The following is a 22053-nucleotide window of genomic DNA, read 5'->3' as shown; positions in this document are numbered from 1 at the left end:
CCCCGCGGGCCCGGCCGGTGACGGGCCGTCACCGCGCCGGTTGAGGCGTGCGCGTAAACCGTTGTCGGGCAGTTCGATCGACGACAACAGCCGGGTGGGGTCGGCGGCCATGGCCGCCAACGTCTGGGTGAACCGGTCTATCAGCGCTTCGATGTCGGCCGGCTCGAATAGGTCGGTGCGGTATTGGACGCGAAGCTCGATCTCGGCGCCCGGGGCGGCCTGGATCGTCAGCGGGTAGTGGTAGAAGTCGCGGGTGCGCAGCTCGGCGACGGTCAACCCGTCGACGCTGAGCAGCGCGGCGGTGTCGGCGGGGTAGTTCTCGTACACGAACACGGTGTCGAACAGTTGATCGTGACCCGCGATGCGGTGCACGTCGCCGAGCCCGAGGTGCTGGTGCTCCAGCGTGCGATTGTGGGCGTCTTGCAGCCGAGCGAGCAATCCCGCGACCGTCGTCGCCGCCGTGGTGTTCGCCCGCACCGGCACCGTGTTGATCAGCAAGCCCACCATGGAATCCACGCCGGCCACCTCGGGGGGCCGCCCGGAGACGACGGCGCCGAACGCGACGTCGTGCCGGCCGGTCAGCCACATCAACAGCTGCGCCCAGGCCGCCTGCAACACGGTGTTGACCGTGGTGCGGCACGAGCGCGCCAGCTCGCCCACGGCATCGGTGGTCTGCTCGGGCAGCCGGAACGACGCGACGCCGCGCGGGCCCAGGCCCAGCCGGTCCGGCGGACCGACCAGGCTGGGCGCGTCGAAGCCGGCGAGCACCTCACGCCAGGCCGCGCGGGCGGCGTCCTGGTCCCGACCGGCCAGCCAGGTGAGGAAGTTGCGATAGGGCGGGGCCGGGGGCAGTCGATGGCCGAAGTAGCTGGCGAAGATCTCCCGCAGCAGGACCTGCAGCGACCAGCCGTCGAACACGATGTGATGGTTGGTGAGCACGAACCGGTGCCGATCGGGCGCGGTGTTGATCAGCGCCGCCCGGAAGGCCGGCTGGCCGGCAAGGTCGAACACCGCGGCGCGTTCGGCGGCGCACACCCGCCGCACGTCCGCCTCGACGTCGGCGCCCGCGTCGAGTTCGACGTACCGCCACGGCGCCACCGGGTCGGCCGGGACGATCTGCACCGGCTCGTCGAACTGCTCGGAGAACCGGGCCGCCAGGTTCGGATGCCGGTTGACCGCGGTTTGCACCGCATCGTGGAGGCGGTGGGGATCCAGCGGGCCGGCCACGGTGACATCCAGCTGCACGGCGTACACATCGTCGTACAGGTCGTGGTCGCCCTGCGTGGCTCGCGCGTGGAAGAGCAGCCCCTGCTGCAGCGGGGTCAGCGGCAGGACGTCGGCGAACTCGCATTGGCCCGCAAGCTCGTCGAGCTGCCGCTGGCTGAGCCGGGCGGGCGCGACGTCGGACGGCGTCAGCCCGCCCCCGCCGCCGCGCACGTGCGCGCAAATGCCGGCCAGGGCCTCGAACCACAACCGGCCCAGCCGGGCGACCCGCGCGTCATCCAATGCCGAGGCGCCCCAGGTCCAGTTCGCGAGCAGCCGCGGCCCGGCGTCGGTGTCGATGGTGCTGGCGTTGAGCTCCAGCGTGTGGGGCAGCGGTAGGGCGATCGCGGTGGCCGCGCCGCTGGCCGACAAACCCTCGTGGCTGACCCGCCACAGGTCGTCGGACACCTCGCCCGACGCGGCACCCAGCCGCCCCAGATAGTTGAACCCGATCGGCGGGTCGGACTCGGCCAGGTCGACGTCGGGGTTGAGGTAGCGCAGCAGGCCGTAGGTCAGGCCGTCGGGCAGGGCGCGCAGCTGTTCCTTGGCGTCCTTGAGCGCCGCGCCCAGCGCGGCCTCCCCGGCCACCACCTGCTCCCAGGGCAGCCCGCCGACCGCGAGTGACACCGGGTATTTGGTGGTGAACCACCCCACCGTGCGGGTCAGGTCCACATCGGGTGCCAGCTCCTCGTGGCGGCCGTGGCCCTCGACGTCGATGCCGACCGGCGCACCGCCGGTGCCCAGAAACTCGGCCAGCGCCAACCCGAACGCGATCAACAGGATGTCTTGCACGCCGGCGTGAAACGCCGCCGGCACCTCACCTAGCAGCATGCGGGTCGTCTCGGTGTCCAGCTCCGTCGACGAATGCCCGGCCGCGGCGAACGTATCGATCTCAGGGCGCACGGCCGGCAACGCGGCCGGGGTCGCGACCTGTCGCCACGCCTCGGCCGTTCCCGCCACCGCCGCGGAGCGCGCGTGCTCGGCCAGCAGCCGCGACCACCGGGCAAACGACGTGCCGCCCGCCGGCAACGCAATCGGTTGCCCGCTGTGATGCTGGGCCCACGCAATGTTGAGGTCCTCCAACAGGATTCGCCACGACACGCCGTCGACGGCCAGATGGTGGACCATCAGCGCCAGCTGGGCCGTCGAGGTCACCCACAGCGCGCTGAGCATCACCCCAGCGGCCGGGTCCAGCCGCGACCGCGCCCGGACCAGCGCCTCGTCGGACAGCACGTCCACCGACTGCAGGCACTCGCCGGCGTCCACCGACCCCACCTCGGGCACCCGCAACGACCATCCCCCGGCGCCGTCGTCCTCGATCCGCAGCCGCAGCATGGCGTGCCGATCCAGCAGGGCCTGCAGCACCACCACCACGTCGGCCACCGTGGCGCCCGCCGGGGCCGCCACCACCATGGTCTGGTTGAACTGCTCGACCGGGCCGTCCATGTCCTGCAGCCAGCGGATGATCGGCGTGGCCACCACCGGCCCGACACCGTGGTCGACCACGCCGCCCGCGTCGCCGGCCACCCCCGCCACCCGGGCCAGCCGGGCCACCGTCTGCTCGACGAAGATGTCGCGCGGGCGACAGACGATTCCGGTGGCCCGGGCCCGGGCCACCACCTGGATCGACAGGATGCTGTCCCCGCCGAGGTCGAAGAACGAATCGTCGACGCCGACGCGGTCGACCCCGAGCACCTGGGCGTAGATGTCGGCCAGGATCTCCTCGACGGCGTCGGCCGGGGCGCGGAAGTGATCCGCCTGGGCGTATGCGGGTGCCGGCAGGGCGCGGGTGTCGACCTTGCCGTTCACGGTCAGCGGCAGCGCCGGCAGCGCCACGATCGCGGCCGGCACCATGTAGGCCGGCAACCGCTCGGCCAGCTGGGCGCGTGCCTCGGCCGGGTCCGCCGTCCCGGTGACATACCCCACCAGCCGCTTGTCGCCGGGGCTGTCCTCGCGGGCGATCACCACCGCCTGCCGCACCCCGTCCAGGCGGGCCAACGCGGCCTGGACCTCGCCGAGCTCGATGCGATAGCCGCGGATCTTGACCTGGAGATCCACCCGGCCGAGATACCGCAGCTGCCCGTCGGCGCCCCAGCACACCAGGTCCCCGGTGCGATACATCCGCAGCGCCGGCGCCCCGAACGGGCACGCCACGAACCGCGACGCCGTCAGCCCCGCGCGGCCCACATAGCCGTAGGCCAGCCCGGCGCCGGCCACATACAGCTCGCCGCCCACGCCCGGCGGCACCGGCCGCAGCCACTGGTCCAGCACGAAGAAGCCCAGATGGGCCAGCGGCACCCCGATCGGGCTGGCGTTGTTGTCGACGTCGCCGTCGGTGATTTCCCGGAACGAGGCGTGCACCGTCGTCTCGGTGATGCCGTACATGTTCACCAGGCGCGGTAAGCCGCTGTGGTTGTCCAGCCACGTCCTCAGTCGGTGTGGCTCCAGCGCTTCCCCGCCGAAGACAACCGTCTCCAGCTTGAGCTGTTGCCCCACGTCGGGTGCCAGCGCGTCGGCGGTCTGCAGCGCGTAGAACGCCGACGGCGTCTGGCTCAGCACGCTGACCTGTTCGGCGGCCAGCAGGGCGTGCAGCTCTTCGGGCGAGCGGGTCACCGACTCGGGCACCACCACCAGCCGCCCACCGTGCAGCAGCGCACCCCAGATCTCCCAGACCGAATAGTCGAAAGCCAGCGAGTGGCACAGGGTCCACACCTGCCCGGCGGACAACTCGAGGTCCGCGTCCAACGACTCGAGCAGCCTGGTCACGTTGCGGTGCGCGACGGCCACGCCCTTGGGGACGCCGGTGGTGCCGGAGGTGTAGATCACGTAGGCGACGTCGTCGGACTCCGGCGCCGGCAGGCCCGTGTCGGGCTGGGTGGCGATGCGGGCGTCGTCGACGTCGATGACCAGCAGATCCCGCCCGTGCAGCCGCTCGGCGAACCCGGCGGTGGTGATCGCGGCGATCGGCGCGGCGTCGCCGAGCACGAACTCGATGCGGGCCGCCGGCACCGTCGGGTCGATCGGCACATAGGCCGCGCCGGTCTTGAGAACGGCCAGGATCGCCGCGACCGCCTCGGCCGTCCGCGGCATCAGCAGCGCCACCCGCTGTCCGGGACCGACGCCGTGGCCGGCCAACAGGTGCGCCAACCGATTCGACGCCTCGTCCAGCTCGCGGTAGGTCATCGAGCGGCCCGCACAGGTGAGCGCCACCGCCTCCGGGGCGCGCTCAACCTGCGCGGCGAACACCGCGGGAATCGACACCCCGGTCACCGGCTGGTGCGGCACCGCACGACTGACCCAGCCGTGCAACCGGCCCTTGCCGGGCTGCAGGCCGACCACGATCGGGGCCGGCGCGTCCCTCGGCGGGGCCAGCGCGGCCCGATTGCCCCAGCGGTCCAGGCGGGCATGCTCGCCCGCGTCGAGCACATCCACCGACGAGAGCGGTCGCGCCGGATCGGCGGCCATCGCCACCACCACCCGCTGCAACCGCTCGATCAGCGTTTCGATGCTGGCCGCGTCGAACACGTCGGTGCGAAACTCGACCTGCCCGCCGATCCCGGCGGGCTCACCGTCCGGGGCCCAGCGTTCGGCCAACGAGAACGTCAGGTCCATGCGGGCGGTGTGGGTGTCGGCCCGCAGCGGGCTGACCTCCAGATCACCCAGTGTCACCCCTGCGGCGGGGTCATCGCCTTGCCAGTTCTGCCAGGCCAGCATGACCTGGACCAGCGGGTGATGGGTCAGCGACCGGGTCGGGTTAAGCCGCTCCACCAGCACCTCGAAGGGCACGTCCTGGTGCTCGTAGGCGGCCAGGCTGCGGGAGCGCACCTGCGCCAGCACCTCGGCGACGCTGGGGTCGCCCGCCACGTCGACGCGCAGCACCAGGGTGTTGACGAAGAATCCGACCAGCTCGTCCAGCGCCGGATCACGCCGCCCGGCGATCGGGAAGCCCACCGCCACATCGGAACTGGCGCTGATCTTCGACAGCAGCATCGCCAGCGCGGCCTGCATCACCATGAAGCTGGTCGCGTTGTGCTCGTCGGCGAGCTCGCGCACCTGCGCCTGCAACTCGGCGGGCCAGTCCACGGCCACCGTGGCGCCGCGTTGATCGGCCACCGGCGGGAAGGGCCGATCGGTGGGCAGCGCCAGCCGCTCGGGCAACCCGGCCAGGGCCTCTTCCCAGTAGGCCACCTGCGCCCCGATCCGGCTGTCGCGGTCGTCGAGCTCACCGAATTGCGCGCGCTGCCACAGCGTGTAATCGACGTACTGCACCGGCAACGGCGCCCACCCCGGCGGCTGCCCGACGCTCCGACTGGCATACGCCACGCCCAGGTCCCGCACCAACGGCGTCACCGACAACCCGTCGGCGGCGATATGGTGCACCACCGCGACCAGCACGTGCTCGTCCTCGGCGACCCGGAAAAGCCTTGCCCGCAACGGAATTCGGGCCACCAGGTCAAACGGGCCGCGGGCCGCTTCCTCGATCGCCTCCTGCAGCCGGCTCGCCGGCCAGCCGACGGCATCGACGACGTCCCAACTGAAGTCGGCCCGATCGGGCGGCATCACCACCTGCTGGGGAATCCCGTCGGACGCGACGAACAGGGTGCGCAGGCTCTCGTGGCGGGCCACCACGTCGGCCAGCGCGGCGCCCAGCGCGTCGGCATCCAGCCGCCCGCCGAGCCGCAGCGCCACCGCCATGTTGTAAACCGGTGAGGGACCGTGCAATTGCTCCAGGAACCACAACCGGTTCTGGGCGAACGACAACGGCACCAGCGCCGGCCGCTCGCGGGCCACCAGCGGCTCGAGCGGCGTCCCCTCGGCGCCAACCCGGGGCGCCAGCTGGGCCACCGCGGGCGCCTCGAACAGCACGCGCACCGCGAGGTCGGTGTCCAGCACGGAGTTGATCGCGGCGATGACCCGCATCGCCGACAGCGAATCCCCACCCAGGTCGAAGAAGGACTCGTCGACGCTGACGCGCTCGAGCCCGAGCACCTGGGCGTAGATGCCGGCCAGCATGTCCTCGACGGGGTTGCTCGGGGCGCGGTAATGGTCGGCGTCGTGGTACTCCGGGGCCGGCAGGGCGCGGGTGTCGAGTTTGCCGTTGGGTGTCAACGGCAGCGCGTCGACCGCGAGCACCGCGGCCGGGACCATGTACGCGGGCAGCCGCTCGGCCAGCTGGCCCCGGGCCTGGTCCGGGTCCGCGGTGCCGGTGACGTAACCGACCAGGCGCTTGTCGCCGGGGCGGTCCTCGCGGGCGATCACCGCCGCCTGATCCACGCCGTCCAGCCCGGCCAGCGCCGCGCGGACCTCGCCCACCTCGATGCGGTATCCGCGGATCTTGACCTGCTCGTCGGTGCGGCCCAGGTATTGCAGCTGCCCGTCGGGGCGCCAGCGCGCTCGATCCCCGGTGCGATACATCCGCAGTCCCGGCCCGCCGAACGGGCACGCCACGAACCGCGACGCCGTCAAGCCCGAACGGCCCACATACCCGCAGCCCACCCCGGCGCCGGCGACGTACAGCTCCCCGACCACGCCCGCGGGCGCCGGCTTCAGCGACCCGTCCAGCACGAACAGCGCCGCGCCGCCGACGGGCGAGCCGATCGGCACCACGCTCGACCCCGCCTTAAGCGGCGCGCTGATCGCCACGCACATGGTGGTCTCGGTCGGGCCGTAGGCGTTGACCATGACCCGCCCGGGCGCCCACCGGTCCACCACCTCGGCCGGGCAGGCCTCACCGGCCATCACCAACGCCGTCGACTCCAACCCATCCGGGGACAGCATCGCCACCGCGGAGGGTGTCTGGGTCAGCACGGTGACCTGTTCGCGAACCAGCACGTCGTGGAAGTCATCGGGCGAGGCCGTCACCGCCTCGGGCACCACCACCACCCGGCCGCCCCGCAGCAGCGGGGCCAGGATCTCCCACGCCGAGACGTCGAACGCCAGCGAATGACACAGCGGCCATACCCCGGGCAACGGCAGCCCGGCGTCCAACGACGCCAACAGCTGGGTCACGTTCTGATGCGTGATGGCGACGCCCTTGGGGACACCGGTCGTCCCCGACGTGTAGATGAGGTAGGCGATGTCGGCGGGATCCGGCGGCGGCAGCGCGGTTCCGGGTGGGCCATCGGCGCGGGCGTCGTCGACGTCGATGACCGCCAGGTCGTACCCGTCCAGCTGCGACCCCAGGTCCGCCGAGGTGATCGCGGCGACCGGCGCGGCGTCCTCGACGATGAACTCCCGCCGGGCCGCCGGCACCAAGGGGTCGATCGGCAGGTACGCGGCTCCCGTCTTCAAGATCGCCAGGATCGCCACGACCGCCTCCGCGGACCGGGCAAACAGCAGCGCGACGTACTCGCCCGGGCCCGCGCCTTGCCCGGAAAGCAAGTGCGCCAACCGGTTTGACGCCTCATCCAGCTCGCGGTACGTCATCGCGCGGCCCTCGAAGGTCAGCGCCACCGCGTCCGGGTTCTGGGCCACCTGCTCGGCGAACAGCGCCGGAATCGACACCGGCGCGGCCGCCGGCCGGGTCAGGACCGCCCGGTTGCCCCACTTGTCCAGCTGGGCCTGCTCATCATCGTCGAGCAGATCGATCGACGACAACCGCTGCCCTGGACGGGCGCTCATGACTCCCGTTCCAGGTCGGCGGTCACCGCGACCACCGCGCGCCGCAACCGCTCGATCAGCGCCTCGACGGTTTCCGGGTCGAACACGTCGGTGCGAAATTCCACCTCCCCGCCGATCCCGGCGGGCTCGCCGTCCTCGGTCCAGCGCTCCACCAGGGCGAAGACCAGGTCCATGCGGGCGGTGCGGGTGTCCATGGGCAGGGACGAGACTTCCAGATCGCCCATGCTCAACGCGGCCGCGGGGTCGTCGTCCTGCCCGGCCACACTTTGCCAGGTCAACGCCACCTGGACCAGCGGGTGGTGGGCCAGGTTGCGGCTGGGGTTGAGCCGCTCCACCAGCACCTCGAAGGGCACGTCCTGGTGTTCGTAGGCGGCCAGGCTGCGCTCGCGCACCTGGGACAGCAACTCGTCGACGGTGGGATCCCCGGACAGGTCGATCCGCAGCACCAGGGTGTTGACGAAAAACCCGACGAGCTCATTGAGCGCGGGGTCGCGGCGCCCGGCGATCGGGAACCCCACCGCCACCTCGGTGCTGCCGCTGATCTTGGACAGCAGCACCGCCATGGCCGCCTGGACCACCATGAAGCTGGTCGCGTTGTGCTCGCGCGCCACGTCGCGCACCCGTTGCTGCACCTCCACCGGCCAGTCCACGGGCACGCTGGCGCCGCGGTAGTCGGCCACCGCCGGGTAAGGGCGATCGGTGGGAAGCTCCAATTGCTCGGGCATCCCGGCCAGGGCGTCTTCCCAGTAGGCCAGCTGCGCGCCGATGCGGCTGCCGCTGTCGTCGAGCTCGCCCAGCTGGGCGCGCTGCCACAGCGTGTAGTCGACGTACTGCACCGGCAGCGGCGCCCAGTCCGGGGCCTGCCCCGCGCACCGGCTGGCATAGGCGACACCCAGGTCGCGTACCAGAACGTTCACCGACCAGCCGTCGGCGGCGATGTGGTGCACCGCGGCGACCAGCACGTGCTCGTCGTCGCAAACTCGGAAAAGCCTTGCCCGCAAAGGGATCTCGTTCGCCAGATCGAACGTGTGACGCGCGACGGCGCCGACGGCCTCCTGCAACCGTTCCGCCGGCCAGCCGCCGGTATCGACGACCTGCCAACCGAAGTCGGCCTGCGCGGCGGGGATCACCACCTGCTGCGGGACCCCGCCGGGCGCGACGAACAACGTGCGCAGGGTCTCGTGGCGGGCCACCACGTCGGCCAGCGCGGCACCCAACGCCTCGGCGTCCAGCGGTCCGCCCAGCCGCAGCGCCACCGCCATGTTGTAGACGGCCGAGGGTCCCTGCAACTGGTCCAGGAACCACAACCGGTTCTGGGCGAACGACAACGGCACCACCGCCGGCCGCTCGCCGGGCACCAACGGCGCCAGCCCGCCGCCGTCTCCGCCGAGGCGGCGCACCAGCTCCGCGACGGTGGGCGCCTCGAACAGCACCCGCACCGACAGGTTGGCATCCAATGAATTGTTGACCGAGGCGATCACCCGCATCGCCAGCAACGAGTCCCCGCCCAGGTCGAAGAACGACTCGTCGACACCGACCCGCTCGAGGCCCAGGACCTGGGCGTAGATGCCCGCCACGAGCTGCTCGGTGAGGGTGTCCGGGGCGCGATAACCGCCGGCGTCGTGGTACTCCGGCGCCGGCAGGGCCCGCTTGTCGAGCTTGCCGTTGACCGTCAACGGCAGCGCGTCGAGCACCACCACCGCGGCCGGGACCATGTAGGCCGGGAGCCGGTCGGCCAGTTGGGCGCGCACCGCGGCCGGCTCTGCCGTCCCGGTGACGTAGCCCACCAGGCGCTTGTCGCCGGGGCGGTCCTCGCGGGCGATCACCGCCGCCTGCCGCACCCCGTCGAGGCCGGCCAGCGCGGCCTGGACCTCGCCGAGTTCGATGCGGTAGCCGCGGATCTTGACCTGGTCGTCGGAGCGCCCGAGGTACTGCAGCTGCCCGTCGGCGTTCCAGCAGACCAGGTCCCCGGTGCGATACATCCGCGCTCCCGGCGCGTCCGCGCGGGCGAACGGGCACGCCACGAACCGCGACGCGGTCAGCCCCGCCCGGCCCACGTAGCCATAGCCCGCCCCGGAACCGGCGACGTACAGCTCACCGATCACCCCGGGCGGCACCGGCTGCAACCAGGCGTCCAGCACGAAGAAGGCGAGGTGGGCCAGTGGCCCCCCGACGGGGCTGGAACTCCTGCCCGCGTCGCTGTCGACGATCTCCCGCAGCGAGGCGTGCACCGTCGTCTCGGTGGTGCCGTACATGTTGATCAGCCGCGGTAACCCGGCGTGGTGGTCCAGCCAGGTCCCGAGGCGCTGGGGTTCCAGCGCCTCGCCGGCGAACACCACCGTCTGCAGCTTGAGCTGCTGACCCAACTCGGGTGATTGCGCGTCGGCGGCCTGCAGCGCGTAGAACGCCGACGGCGTCTGGCTGAGCACGCCGACCTGTTCGGCGACCAGCAATGCGTGGAACTCCTCGGGCGAGCGCGCCACCGCCTCGGGCACCACCACCAGCCGGCCGCCGTGCAGCAGCGCCCCCCAGATCTCGCACACCGAGACGTCGAAGGCCAGCGAATGCCATTGCGACCACACCTGCCCGGCCAATTCCAGGCTGTCGTCCATCGACGTGAGCAACTCGATCACGTTGTGATGCGTGATCGCCACGCCCTTGGGCACACCGGTGGTTCCCGAGGTGTAGATCAGGTAGGCGATGTCATCGCCCGCGGGCGCGGGCAACCCGGTGCCGGGCCGGCTGCCGATCCGCCGGTCGTCGACGTCGATGACGAGCAGATCCTGCCCGTCCAGCCGCTCGGCCAGCCCGGCGGTGGTGACCGCGGCGATCGGCGCGGCGTCGGCGAGCACGAACTCCCGCCGGGCCGCGGGCACCGTCGGGTCGATCGGCACGTAGGCCGCCCCGGTCTTGAGCACCGCCAAAATCGCCACGATCGCCTCGGCCGACCGCGACAACAGCAGCGCCACCCGCTGCCCCGGGCGGGCACCGTGGTCGGCCAGCAGGTGCGCCAACCGGTTCGACGCCTCGTCCAGTTCGCGGTAGGTCATGCAGCGGCCCGCACAGGTGAGCGCCACCGCGTCCGGGGAACGGGCCACCTGCGCGCCGAACACCGCGGGAATCGACAGCCCGGTCGCGGGCTGGGGGGCCGCGCGATTCACCCACCCGTGCAACTTGCCCCCGGCCGCCTGCAGGCCAACCACGATCGGCGCCGGCGCGGGCCTTGGCTTGGCCAGCGTGGCGCGATTGCCCCAGCGGTCCAACCGGGCATGCTCGCCCGCGTCGAGGACGTCCACCGACGACAGCCGCCGCCCCGGATCGGCGACCATCGCCGCCACCATCCGCTGCAACCGCTCGATCAGCGTCTCGACGCTGGCCGCGTCGAACACGTCGGTGCGGAACTCCACCTCCCCGCCGATCCCGGCGGGCTCGCCCCCCTCGGTCCAGCGCTCGGCCAACGAGAACGTCAGGTCCATGCGGGCGGTGTGGGTGTCGGCCCGCAGCGGGCTGACCTCGAGATCACCCAGCGCCACCCCGGCGGCGGGATCGCTGTCCTGCCAGTTCTGCCAGGCCAACATCACCTGGACCAGCGGGTGATGGGCCAGCGACCGGGCCGGGTTGAGCCGCTCCACCAGCACCTCGAACGGCACGTCCTGATGCTCGTAGGCGGCCAGGCTGCGCTCTCGCACCTGCGCCAAGACCTCGGCAACCGTGGGATCTCCCGCCGCGTCGACGCGCAGCACCAGGGTGTTGACGAAAAAGCCCACCAGCTCGTCGAGCGCGGGGTCGCGCCGCCCGGCGATCGGAAAGCCCACCGCCACATCGGAACTGGCGCTGATCTTCGCCAGCAGCAGCGCCAGCGCGGCCTGCATCACCATGAAGCTGGTCGCATTGTGCTCGCGGGCCACCCCGCGTATCCGTTCCTGCAACTCGGCCGGCCAGTCGACGGCCACGGTGGCGCCGCGGTAGTCGGCCACCGGCGGGTAGGGCCGATCGGTGGGCAGCGCGAGCCGCTCGGGCAACCCGGCCAGGGCCTCTTCCCAGTAGGCCAGCTGCGCGCCGATGCGGCTGTCGCGGTCGTCGAGTTCGCCGAATTGCGCGCGCTGCCACAACGTGTAATCGACGTACTGCACCGGCAGCGGCGCCCACGCCGGGGCCTGCCCCGCGCAGCGGCTGGCGTAGGCCACACCCAGGTCCCGCACCAACGGGGTCACCGACAACCCGTCGGCGGCGATGTGGTGCACCACGGCGACCAGCACGTGCTCGTCGTCGGCGACCCGGAAAAGCCTTGCCAGCAACGGGATTTCGCCCGCCAGGTCGAATGCGTGCCGCGTGACTTCCTCGATGGCCTCCTGCAGCCGGCTTTCCGGCCAGCCGCCGACATCGATGATCTGCCAACCGAAGTCGGCGCGGTCGGCGGGGATGACCACCTGCTGGGGCGTTCCGTCGGGTGCGACAAAGACCGTGCGCAGGCTTTCGTGGCGGGCGACCACGTCGGCCAGCGCGGCGCCCAGCGCCTCGGCGTCCAGATGCCCGCGTAGCCGCAGCGCCACCGCCATGTTGTAAACCGGTGAGGGACCGTGCAATTGGTCCAGGAACCACAACCGGTTCTGGGTGAACGACAACGGCACCACCGCCGGCCGCTCACCGGCCACCAACGGTTCCAGGCCATCCCCGCCGGTGCCGATACGGGGCGCCAGCTGCGCCACGGTGGGCGCCTCGAACAGAATGCGCACCGCCAGGCCGGCATTCAGGGACTTGTTGGCCGCGGCGATCACCCGCATCGCCGACAGCGAATCGCCACCCAGGTCGAAGAACGACTCGTCGACACCCACCCGCTCCAGCCCGAGCACCCGGGCGTAGATGCCTGCCAGGATCTCCTCGACCGCGCCGGTCGGGGCGCGATAGACGCCGCCGTCCTGGTACTCCGGGGCGGGCAGGGCCCGGGTGTCCAGTTTGCCGTTCGGGGTCAACGGCAGCGCGTCGACGGCCACCACCGCGGCCGGAACCATGTAGGGCGGCAGCCGGTCGGCCAGCTGCGCGCGCAACGCGCCCGGCTCGGCGGTCCCGGTGACGTAGCCGACGAGACGCTTGTCGCCGGGGCGGTCCTCGCGGGCGATCACCGCCGCGTCGTCCACCCCGTCCAGCCCGGCCAGCGCCGCACGCACGTCACCGAGCTCGATGCGGTACCCGCGGATCTTGACCTGCTCGTCGGCGCGGCCGACGTACTGCAGCTGCCCGTCGGCGCCCCACCGCACCAGGTCCCCGGTGCGATACATCCGCAGTCCCCGCCCGCCGAACGGGCACGCCACGAACCGCGATGCCGTCAGCCCGGCCCGGCGCAGGTACCCGTAGCTGACGCCCCGGCCGGCGGCGTACAACTCCCCGATCACCCCGGCCGGCACCGGCCGCAGCCATTTGTCCAGCACAAACAGCGCGGCGCCGGGCACCGGCGAGCCGATCGGCACCACCCCCGACCCGGCCGTCAGCGGCGCACTGAACGTCACGACCATCGTCGTCTCGGTCGGGCCGCAGGCGTTGAGCATCACCCGGTCCGGGGCCCACCGATCCACCACGTCGGCCGGGCAGGCCTCACCGGCCACGATCAGCGCCATCTCCCCCAGGCCCTGCGGCGACAGCGTCGCGACCGCGGACGGCGTCCAGGTGAGCAGGCTGACTTGTTCCCGGACGAGCAGGGCGTGGAAGTCCTCGGACGCGGCCGCCACCGATTCCGGCACCACGACCACGCGCCCGCCGTGCAGCAGCGGACCCCAGACCTCCCAGATCGACGTGTCGAACCCGTAGGAATTGCACTGCGTCCACGCTCCGGTGGGCGGCACATACTGGTCGGCCACCGTCAGGAACTGGGTGACGTTGCCGTGGGTCACGGCGACGCCCTTGGGGACGCCGGTGGTGCCCGACGTGTAGATGATGTGGGCGACGTCGTCCGCGGCGGGTCCCGGCAGGGCGGTGGCGGGCTGGGTGTCGACGACGGGGTCGTCGACATCGATGACCGGCACACCGCACGCGCGCAGCCGGTCGGCGAGCGCGGGGGTGGTGATCGCGGCGATCGGCGCGGCGTCGGCCACCATGAACTCGATCCGCGAGTCGGGATGCGCGGGGTCGATCGGCAGATAGGCCGCGCCGGTCTTGAGCACCGCCGCGATCGCGACGATCGCCTCGGCGGACCGGGAGAACAGCAGCGCCACGCACCGCCCCGGGCCCGCCCCCCGGCCGGAAAGCAAGTGCGCCAACCGATTCGACGCCTCGTCGACCTCGCGGTAGGTCCACGACCGCTCCCCGCAGCTGATCGCCACCGCGTCCGGGGTCCGCGCCACCTGCGCGGCGAACAACGCCGGGATCGACGCCGCGGGGGGTGCCGGCTGGGTCAACACCGCCCGGTTGCCCCACCGGTCCAGCTGGGCTTGCTGATCGTCGTCCAGCACGTGAATCGACGACAACCGCCGGGCCGGGTCGGTGGTCACGGCCACCAGCACCCGCCGCAACCGTTCGATCAGCGCCTCGATGCTGTCCGCGTCGAAAATGTCGGTGCGGAACTCCACCTCCCCGCCGATCCCGGCGGGCTCACCATCGTCGCTCCAGCGTTCGGCCAGCGAGAACGCCAGGTCCATGCGGGCGGTGTGGGTGTCCACCGGCAGCGGGGTGACCCGCAGATCACCCAGGTCCAGCTGCGCGGCCTCGTTGTTCTGCCAGGCCAACAGCACCTGGACCAGCGGGTGATGGGCCCGGCTCCGGGTGGGGTTGAGCCGCTCCACCAGCACCTCGAAGGGCACGTCCTGGTGTTCGTAGGCGGCCAGGCTGCGCTCCCGCACCTGGGCCAGCAACTCGGCGACGGTGGGATCACCCTCCAGGTCGACCCGCAGCACCAACGTGTTGACGAAAGACCCGACCAGCTCGTCGAGCGCGGCGTCGCGCCGCCCGGCGATCGGAAACCCCACCGCCACATCACTGCTGGCGCTGAGCGTGGACAGCAACACCGCCAGGGCCGCCTGGACCACCATGAAGCTGGTCGCATTGTGCTCACCGGCCAGCTCACGCACCCGCGCCTGCAGGTCGGTGGGCCAGTTCACCGCCACGGTCGCGCCGCGGTAGTCGCCGACCGGCGGGTAGGGCCGATCGGTGGGAAGCTGCAAGTGCTCGGGCATCCCGGCCAAGGCGTGTTCCCAATAGGCCAGCTGCGTGCCGATGCGGCTGTCGCTGTCGTCGAGGTCACCCAGCTGCGCGCGCTGCCACAACGTGTAGTCGACGTACTGCACCGGCAGCGGCGCCCAGTCCGGGGCCTGCCCCGCGCGCCGGCTGGCATACGCGACGCCCAGGTCACGCACCAGCGGGGCCACCGACCAGCCGTCGGCGGCGATGTGGTGCACCGCGGCCACCAGCACGTGGTCGTCCTCGGCGAGGCGGAAAAGCCTTGCCCGCAAGGGGATCTCGTTCGCCAGGTCGAACGTGTGGCGCGCCGCGGCGCCGACGGCCTCGTCCAGCCGTTCCGCCGGCCACCCGCCGGCGTCGACGACCTGCCAACCGAAGTCGGCCTGCTCGGCGGGGATCACCACCTGCTGGGGGACCCCGTCGGGCGCGACGAACAGAGTGCGCAGGCTTTCGTGGCGGGCCGCCACGTCGGACAGCGCGGCGCCCAACGCCTCGGCGTCCAGCGGTCCGTCCAGCCGCAGCGCCACCGCCATGTTGTAGACGGCCGAGGGCCCCTGCAACTGGTCCAGGAACCACAACCGGGATTGGGCGAACGACAGCGGAACCACGGCCGGCCGCTCGCCGGGCACCAGCGGCTCCAGCCCGCCCCCCTCGGCGTCGATACGCGTCACCAACTCCGCGACCGTGGGCGCCTCGAACAGCACCCGCACCGACAGGTCGGTGTCCAACGACTTGTTGACCGAGGCGATCACCCGCATCGCCAGCAACGAGTCCCCGCCCAGGTCGAAGAAGGACTCGTCGACACCGACCCGCTCCAGCCCGAGCACCTGGGCGTAGATGCCGGCCAGGATCTCCTCGGTGAGGGTGGCCGGGGCGCGAAAACCACCGGCACCGTGGTACTCCGGTGCCGGCAGGGCCCGCTTGTCGAGCTTGCCGTTGACCGTCAACGGCAGCGAGTCGAGCACCACGATCGCCGCCGGCACCATGTACGGCGGCAGCCGCTCGGCCAGGGTCTCGCGCGCGGCGCCCGGGTCGGCCGTCCCGGTGACGTAGCCCACCAGCCGCTTGTCGCCGGGGCGGTCCTCGCGGGCGATCACCGCCGCATGCTCGACCCCGTCCAGGCCGGCCAGGGCGGCCTGGACCTCACCGAGTTCGATGCGATAGCCGCGGATCTTGACCTGGTCGTCGGCGCGGCCCAGGTAGTCCAGCTGCCCGTCGGCGCCCCAGCACACCAGGTCCCCGGTGCGATACATGCGGGCGCCCGGTCCCCCGAACGGGCACGCCACGAACCGCGACGACGTCAACCCCGCCCGGCCCACGTAGCCATAGCCCGCCCCGGAGCCGGCCACATACAACTCGCCGACCACTCCGGCCGGCACCGGGCGCAACCAGCCGTCGAGCACGAAAAAGGCGAGGTGGGCCAGCGGCACCCCGACCGGGCTGACACTGCGGGTGACGTCGGCGGCCAGGATCTCCCGCAACGAGGCGTGCACGGTCGTCTCGGTGGTGCCGTACATGTTGATCAGCCGCGGCAGGTCCGGGTGATTGTCGAACCAGGTCCTCAGTCGCTGCGGTTCCAGCGCCTCGCCGGCGAACACCACCGTCCGCAGCCGGAGCTGGGGCGGCCGGTCCGGTGCTTGCGCGTCGACGGTCTGCAGCGCGTAGAACGCCGACGGCGTCTGGCTCAGCACGCTGACCTGTTCCGTGGCGAGCAGGGCGTGGAACTCTTGTGGCGAGCGGGCCAGCGACTCGGGCACCACCACCAGCCGGCCGCCGTGCAGCAGCGCGCCCCAGATCTCGCACACCGAGACGTCGAAGGCCAGCGAATGCCATTGCGACCACACCTGTTCGGCCAATTCCAGGCTGCGATCCATCGACGTGAGCAACTCGATCACGTTGCGATGGGTGATCGCCACGCCCTTGGGCACACCGGTGGTCCCCGAGGTGTAGATCACGTAGGCCATGTCATCGGCGGCCGGTGCCGGCAAGCCCGTACTGGGCTGGGTGTCGATGCGCGGGTCGTCGACGTCGATGACCGGCACACCGTGCCCGTCCAGCCGCTCGGCCAGCCCGGCGGTGGTGACCGCGGCGATCGGCGCGGCGTCGGCGAGCAAGAACTCGATGCGCGCCGCCGGCACCACCGGGTCGATCGGCACATACGCCGCCCCGGTCTTGAGCACCGCCAGAATCGCCACGATCGCCTCGGCCGACCGGGGAAACAGCAAAGCCACCCGCTGCCCCGGACCCACGCCGTAACCAGAAAGCAAGTGCGCCAACCGATTCGACGCCTCGTCGAGCTCGCGATACGTCATGCCGTGGCCCTCGCAGGTGAGCGCCACCGCCTCCGGGGCGCGCTCCACCTGGGCGCCGAAGGCCACCGGAAGCGACGCCTCCGGCGCGGTCGCCGGCGCCGTCAGCGCCGCCCGGTTGCTCCAGCCCTCCAGCCGGGCCCGCTCACCGGCGTCCAGCACATCGACCGACGACAGCCGCCGCCCCGGGTCGGCGATCATCGCCGCCAGCACCCGCTGCAACCGCTCGACCAGCGCCTCGACGCTGGCCGCATCGAACACGTCGGTGTCGAACTCGACCCGCAGGCCCAGCTCGCTGCCCGGCAGGACCTGGACCGCCAGCGGGTAGTGGTTGTATTCGCGGTTGGTGAACCCGGTGATGGTCAACCCGTTGGAGCCGAGAAACGCGGTGGTGTCGAGCGGGTAGTTCTCGAACGCGAAAAGGGTGTCGAACAGCTGGTCGTGGCCGGCGATGCGGTGAATGTCGCGCAGCGCCAGATGCTGGTGCTCGAGCGTGTGGTTGTGGGCGCTTTGCAGCTGATCCAGCAGTTCCGCCGTGGTGGTGGCCGGCGTGATGCGCGCGCGCATCGGCACCGTGTTGATCAGCAGCCCCACCATCGAGTCCGCGCCGAGCACCTCGGGTGACCGGCCCGAGACCGTGACGCCGAAGGCGACGTCATGCTGGCCCGTCAGCACGCACAGCAGCTGCGCCCAGGCGCCCTGCAACACGGTGTTGACGGTGGTGTGGCAGGCGCGCGCCAGCTCGCCGATGGCCCGCGTCGTCTCCTCGGAGAGCCGAAACGACGCAACGCCTCGCTCCCCGACCCGCAACCGGTGCGGCGGGCCGACCAGGGTCGGGGTGTCGAAGCCGGCGAGCACGTCACGCCAGGCCGTCTGGGCGGCCTCGTGGTCTCGATCGCCCAGCCAGGTGACAAACCTGCGGTACGGGACCGCCGCGGGCAGCGGCTGCCGGTAGTAGCTGGCGAAGATCTCCCCCACCAGGATCGGCAGCGACCAGCCATCCACCACGATGTGGTGCAGGGTCAGCACGATCCGATGCCGGTCTTCCGCGGTGCGGATCAGCGCGGCCCGGAAGGCGGGCTGGTCGGCGAGGTCGCAGACCGCGGCGCGTTCGGCGGCGCACACCCGCTGGACCTGCTCGTCGACGTCGACGTCGTCGGCAGCGACGTCGCCGAGCAGGTCGACGTACCGCCAGGGCACCGCGGGATCGGCCGGAATGATCTGCACCGGCTGGTCGAACTGCTCGGAGAATCGGGCCACCAGGTTCGGATGCCGGTTGACCACCTCGTGCACCGCGTCACACAGGCGGTCCTGGTCGAGCGGGCCGGTAACGCTGATGTCCAGCTGGACCGCGTACAGGTCGTCGCTGCCCACCGCCGAATTGGTGTGAAAGAGCAGCCCCTGCTGCAGCGGCGTCAGCGGTAGGACGTCAGCAATCCGCATATTGGCGCTGGAGCTCGTCGAGCTGCTGCTGGCTGAGACCGGCAACCGCGACGTCGGAGGGCGTCAATCCGCCCCCGCCCCGCCTGACATGCGCGCAGATACCGGTCAGGGCGTCAAACCACAATCGGCTGAGCCGGCTGACCTTCGCGCGATCCAACGCAGAGGGTGCCCAGGTCCAGCTGGCGTGCAGGCGCGAGCCGGTGTCGGTGTCCACGGTGCCGGCGTTGAGCTCCACGGTGTGTGTCAGCGGCATCGGCACCCCGACGGACGTGGCAGTCAACGACAAGCGTTCTTCGCTGACCCGCCACAGGTCACCGGATGCCTGGGCCGCCGGGCCGCCCAGCCGGCCCAGATAGCTGAACCCGATCGACGGGTCGAACCCGGCCAGGTCGACGTCGGTGTTCATGTAGCGCAGCGCGCCGTAGCTCAGCGGATCCGGGAGCACGCGGAGCTCTTCCTTCGCCGCCTTGATCAGCGCTCCCAGCCTGGCGTCGCCGGCCCTCACCTGCGCCCAGCTCAGCCCACCGACGGTCAACGACACCGGGTATTTCGCCGTGAACCACCCCACCGTGCGCGACAGGTCGACGTCGGCGGCCAGCTCTTCGCGGCGGCCATGGTCCTCGACGTCGATGCCGATCGGCACGCCGCCGGTGCCCAAGAACTCCGCCAGCGCCATCCCGAATGCGATCAACAGAATCTCGTGCACCTCGGCGTGGAACGCCGCCGGCGCCTCGCCGAGCAGCATGCGGGTCGTGTCGGCGTCCAGCTCCGCCGACAGGCGCCCGGCGGTGGCAAACGTGTCGACGGCAGGTTGCACCGCCGGCAACGCGGCGGGAACGGCAGCCACCTCACGCCACGCCTCGGCCTGGTTCAACACCGAGGCGCCGCCGGCATAGTCGGCCAGCAACGACGCCCATCGGGCGAACGACGTCCCGCCGGCCGGCAATTCCACCGGCTGCCCGGCGAGATGTTGCGCCCACGCGATGTTGAGGTCCTCGAGCAATATCCGCCACGACATCCTGTCGACGGCCAGGTGGTGAATGATCAGCGCCAGCTGACCGGTGGAGGCCACCCACACCGCGCTGAGCATCGCCCCGGCCGCCGGGTTCAGCCGCGAGCGCGCCTTCACCAGCGCCTCGTCGGACAACACATCCACCGATTGCAGGCATTCTCCCGCGTCCACGGAGCCCGCCTCGGGCACTGTCAGCGCCCAGCCGCCGGCGCCATCGTCGTCGATGCGCAGCCGCAACATCGCATGGTTGTCGAGGAGGGTCTGCAGCAGCACCACCACATCGGTTTCGCTGACCCGCGCGGGCGCCTGCACCACCATCGTCTGGTTGCAGTGCTCGACGGGGCCGTCGACCTCCTGCAGCCAGCGCATGATCGGCGTGGCGACCACCGGCCCGACGCCGTCGTCGGCCAGGTCGCCGGCGCCGCCGGCCACCACGGCCACCCGAGCCAGCCGGGCCACGGTCTGCTCGATGAAGATGTGGCGCGGCCGACACAGCACCCCGGCGGCGCGGGCCCGGGCCACCACCTTCATCGCCAGCAGTGAATCCCCGCCCAGGTCGAAGAACGAGTCGTCGACCCCGACGCGTTCGACACCGAGCGTTTGGGCGTAGATGGTCGCCAGGATCTCTTCGGTGGGATTGCCGGGAGCGCGGTAACCGCCACCGGCGTCCTGGTATTCGGGCGCCGGCAGGGCCCGCTTGTCGAGTTTGCCGTTGACCGTCAGCGGCAGGGCGGCCACCGCCACCACCGCGGCCGGCACCATGTACGCCGGCACCCGCTGGGCCAGCTCGGCACGTGCCGTCGCCGGGTCCGCCGTGCCGGTGACGTAGCCCACCAGCCGCTTGTCGCCGGGACGGTCCTCGCGGGCGATCACCACCGCCTGCTCGACGCCGTCCACCCCGGCCAGGGCGGCCTGCACCTCGCCCAGCTCGATGCGATGCCCACGGATCTTGACCTGCTCGTCGGCGCGGCCGACGTACTGCAGCTGCCCGTCGGGGCCCCAGCACACCAGGTCCCCGGTGCGGTACATGCGCGCCCCGGACCCGCCGAACGGGCAGGCCACGAACCGCGACGCGGTCAACCCGCTGCGACGCCAATAGCCACAGCCCACCCCGGCGCCGGCGACATACAGCTCGCCGACCACGCCGGTTGGCACCGGCCGCAACCATCCGTCCAGCACGAACAGCGCTGCCGTCGGCAACGGCGACCCGATCGGCACCACGCCCGATCCGGGTGTCAGCTGCGAGCTGATCGCCACCCACATCGTGGTCTCGGTCGGGCCGTATTCGTTGATCATCACCCGCCCGGGCGCCCACCGATCCATCACCTCGGCCGGGCAGGCCTCGCCGCCCACCAGCAGCGCGACGGACTCCAAACCCTCTGGCGACAACGCACCCACCGCCGACGGGGTCTGGCTCAACACGTTGACCCGCTCGGCAACCAGCAGGGCGCGGAAATCCTCCGGCGAGGCGGCCACCGATTCGGGCACCACCACCAGCCGACCGCCCCGCAACAGGGCGCCGAAGATCTCCCAACCCGAAATGTCGAAGCTGTAGGAATGCCACTGCGACCACACCCGCTCGGGTCCCGGCGGCAGCCCCGTGTCGTCGAGCGAGTCCGCCAGCTGGGTGACGTTGTGGTGAGTGATGGCCACGCCCTTCGGCACACCGGTGGTGCCCGAGGTGAACATGATGTAGGCAAGGCCGTCAGCTGCCGGTACCGGCAACGCGGTGGCAGGCTGAGCCTGCACTGCAGCGTCGTTGACGTCGATGACCGCCAGCTCGCAGCCCTGCAGCCGATCGGCCAACTCGGCAGTGGTGACCGCCGCTATCGGCGCGGCATCGGCGAGCATGAACCCCACCCGCGGCCGCGGGTGCGCAGGGTCGATCGGCAAATAGGCCGCCCCGGTCTTCAGGACCGCCAGCATCGCGATGATCGCCTCGGCGGACCGGGAAAACAGCAACGCCACCCGCTGTCCGGGGCCCGCACCCCGGCCGACGAGCAGATGCGCCAGCCGGTTGGTCGCCTCGTCCAACTCGCGGTAGGTCCAGGACCGTTGCCCGCAGACCAGCGCCACCGCCTCCGGGTCGCGCGAGACCTGCGCGGCAAACACCGCCGGAATGGACAGCGCGGGCGCCGCCGGCTCGGTCAACACGGCCCGGTTGCCCCACTCGGCCAGCCGGGCCTGCTCAACCTCGTCCGGCAGGTCCATCGACGACAACCGCCGCGCCGGATC

Annotated in this window: 1 pseudogene; it reads right to left on the bottom strand. The window is 71.7% G+C overall.

The window, feature by feature from the left end:
- Window positions 1-117: 117 nt before the first annotated feature.
- Window positions 118-21930: pseudogene (locus AC5Y6X_RS09530) on the bottom strand (non-ribosomal peptide synthase/polyketide synthase); the annotation flags it as partial.
- Window positions 21931-22053: the final 123 nt, after the last annotated feature.

Source organism: Mycobacterium sp. NGS26 (assembly GCF_059813025.1).
The sequence above is the reverse complement of the archived record's forward strand: the minus strand, read 5'-3'. Positions and strand labels throughout refer to the sequence as shown.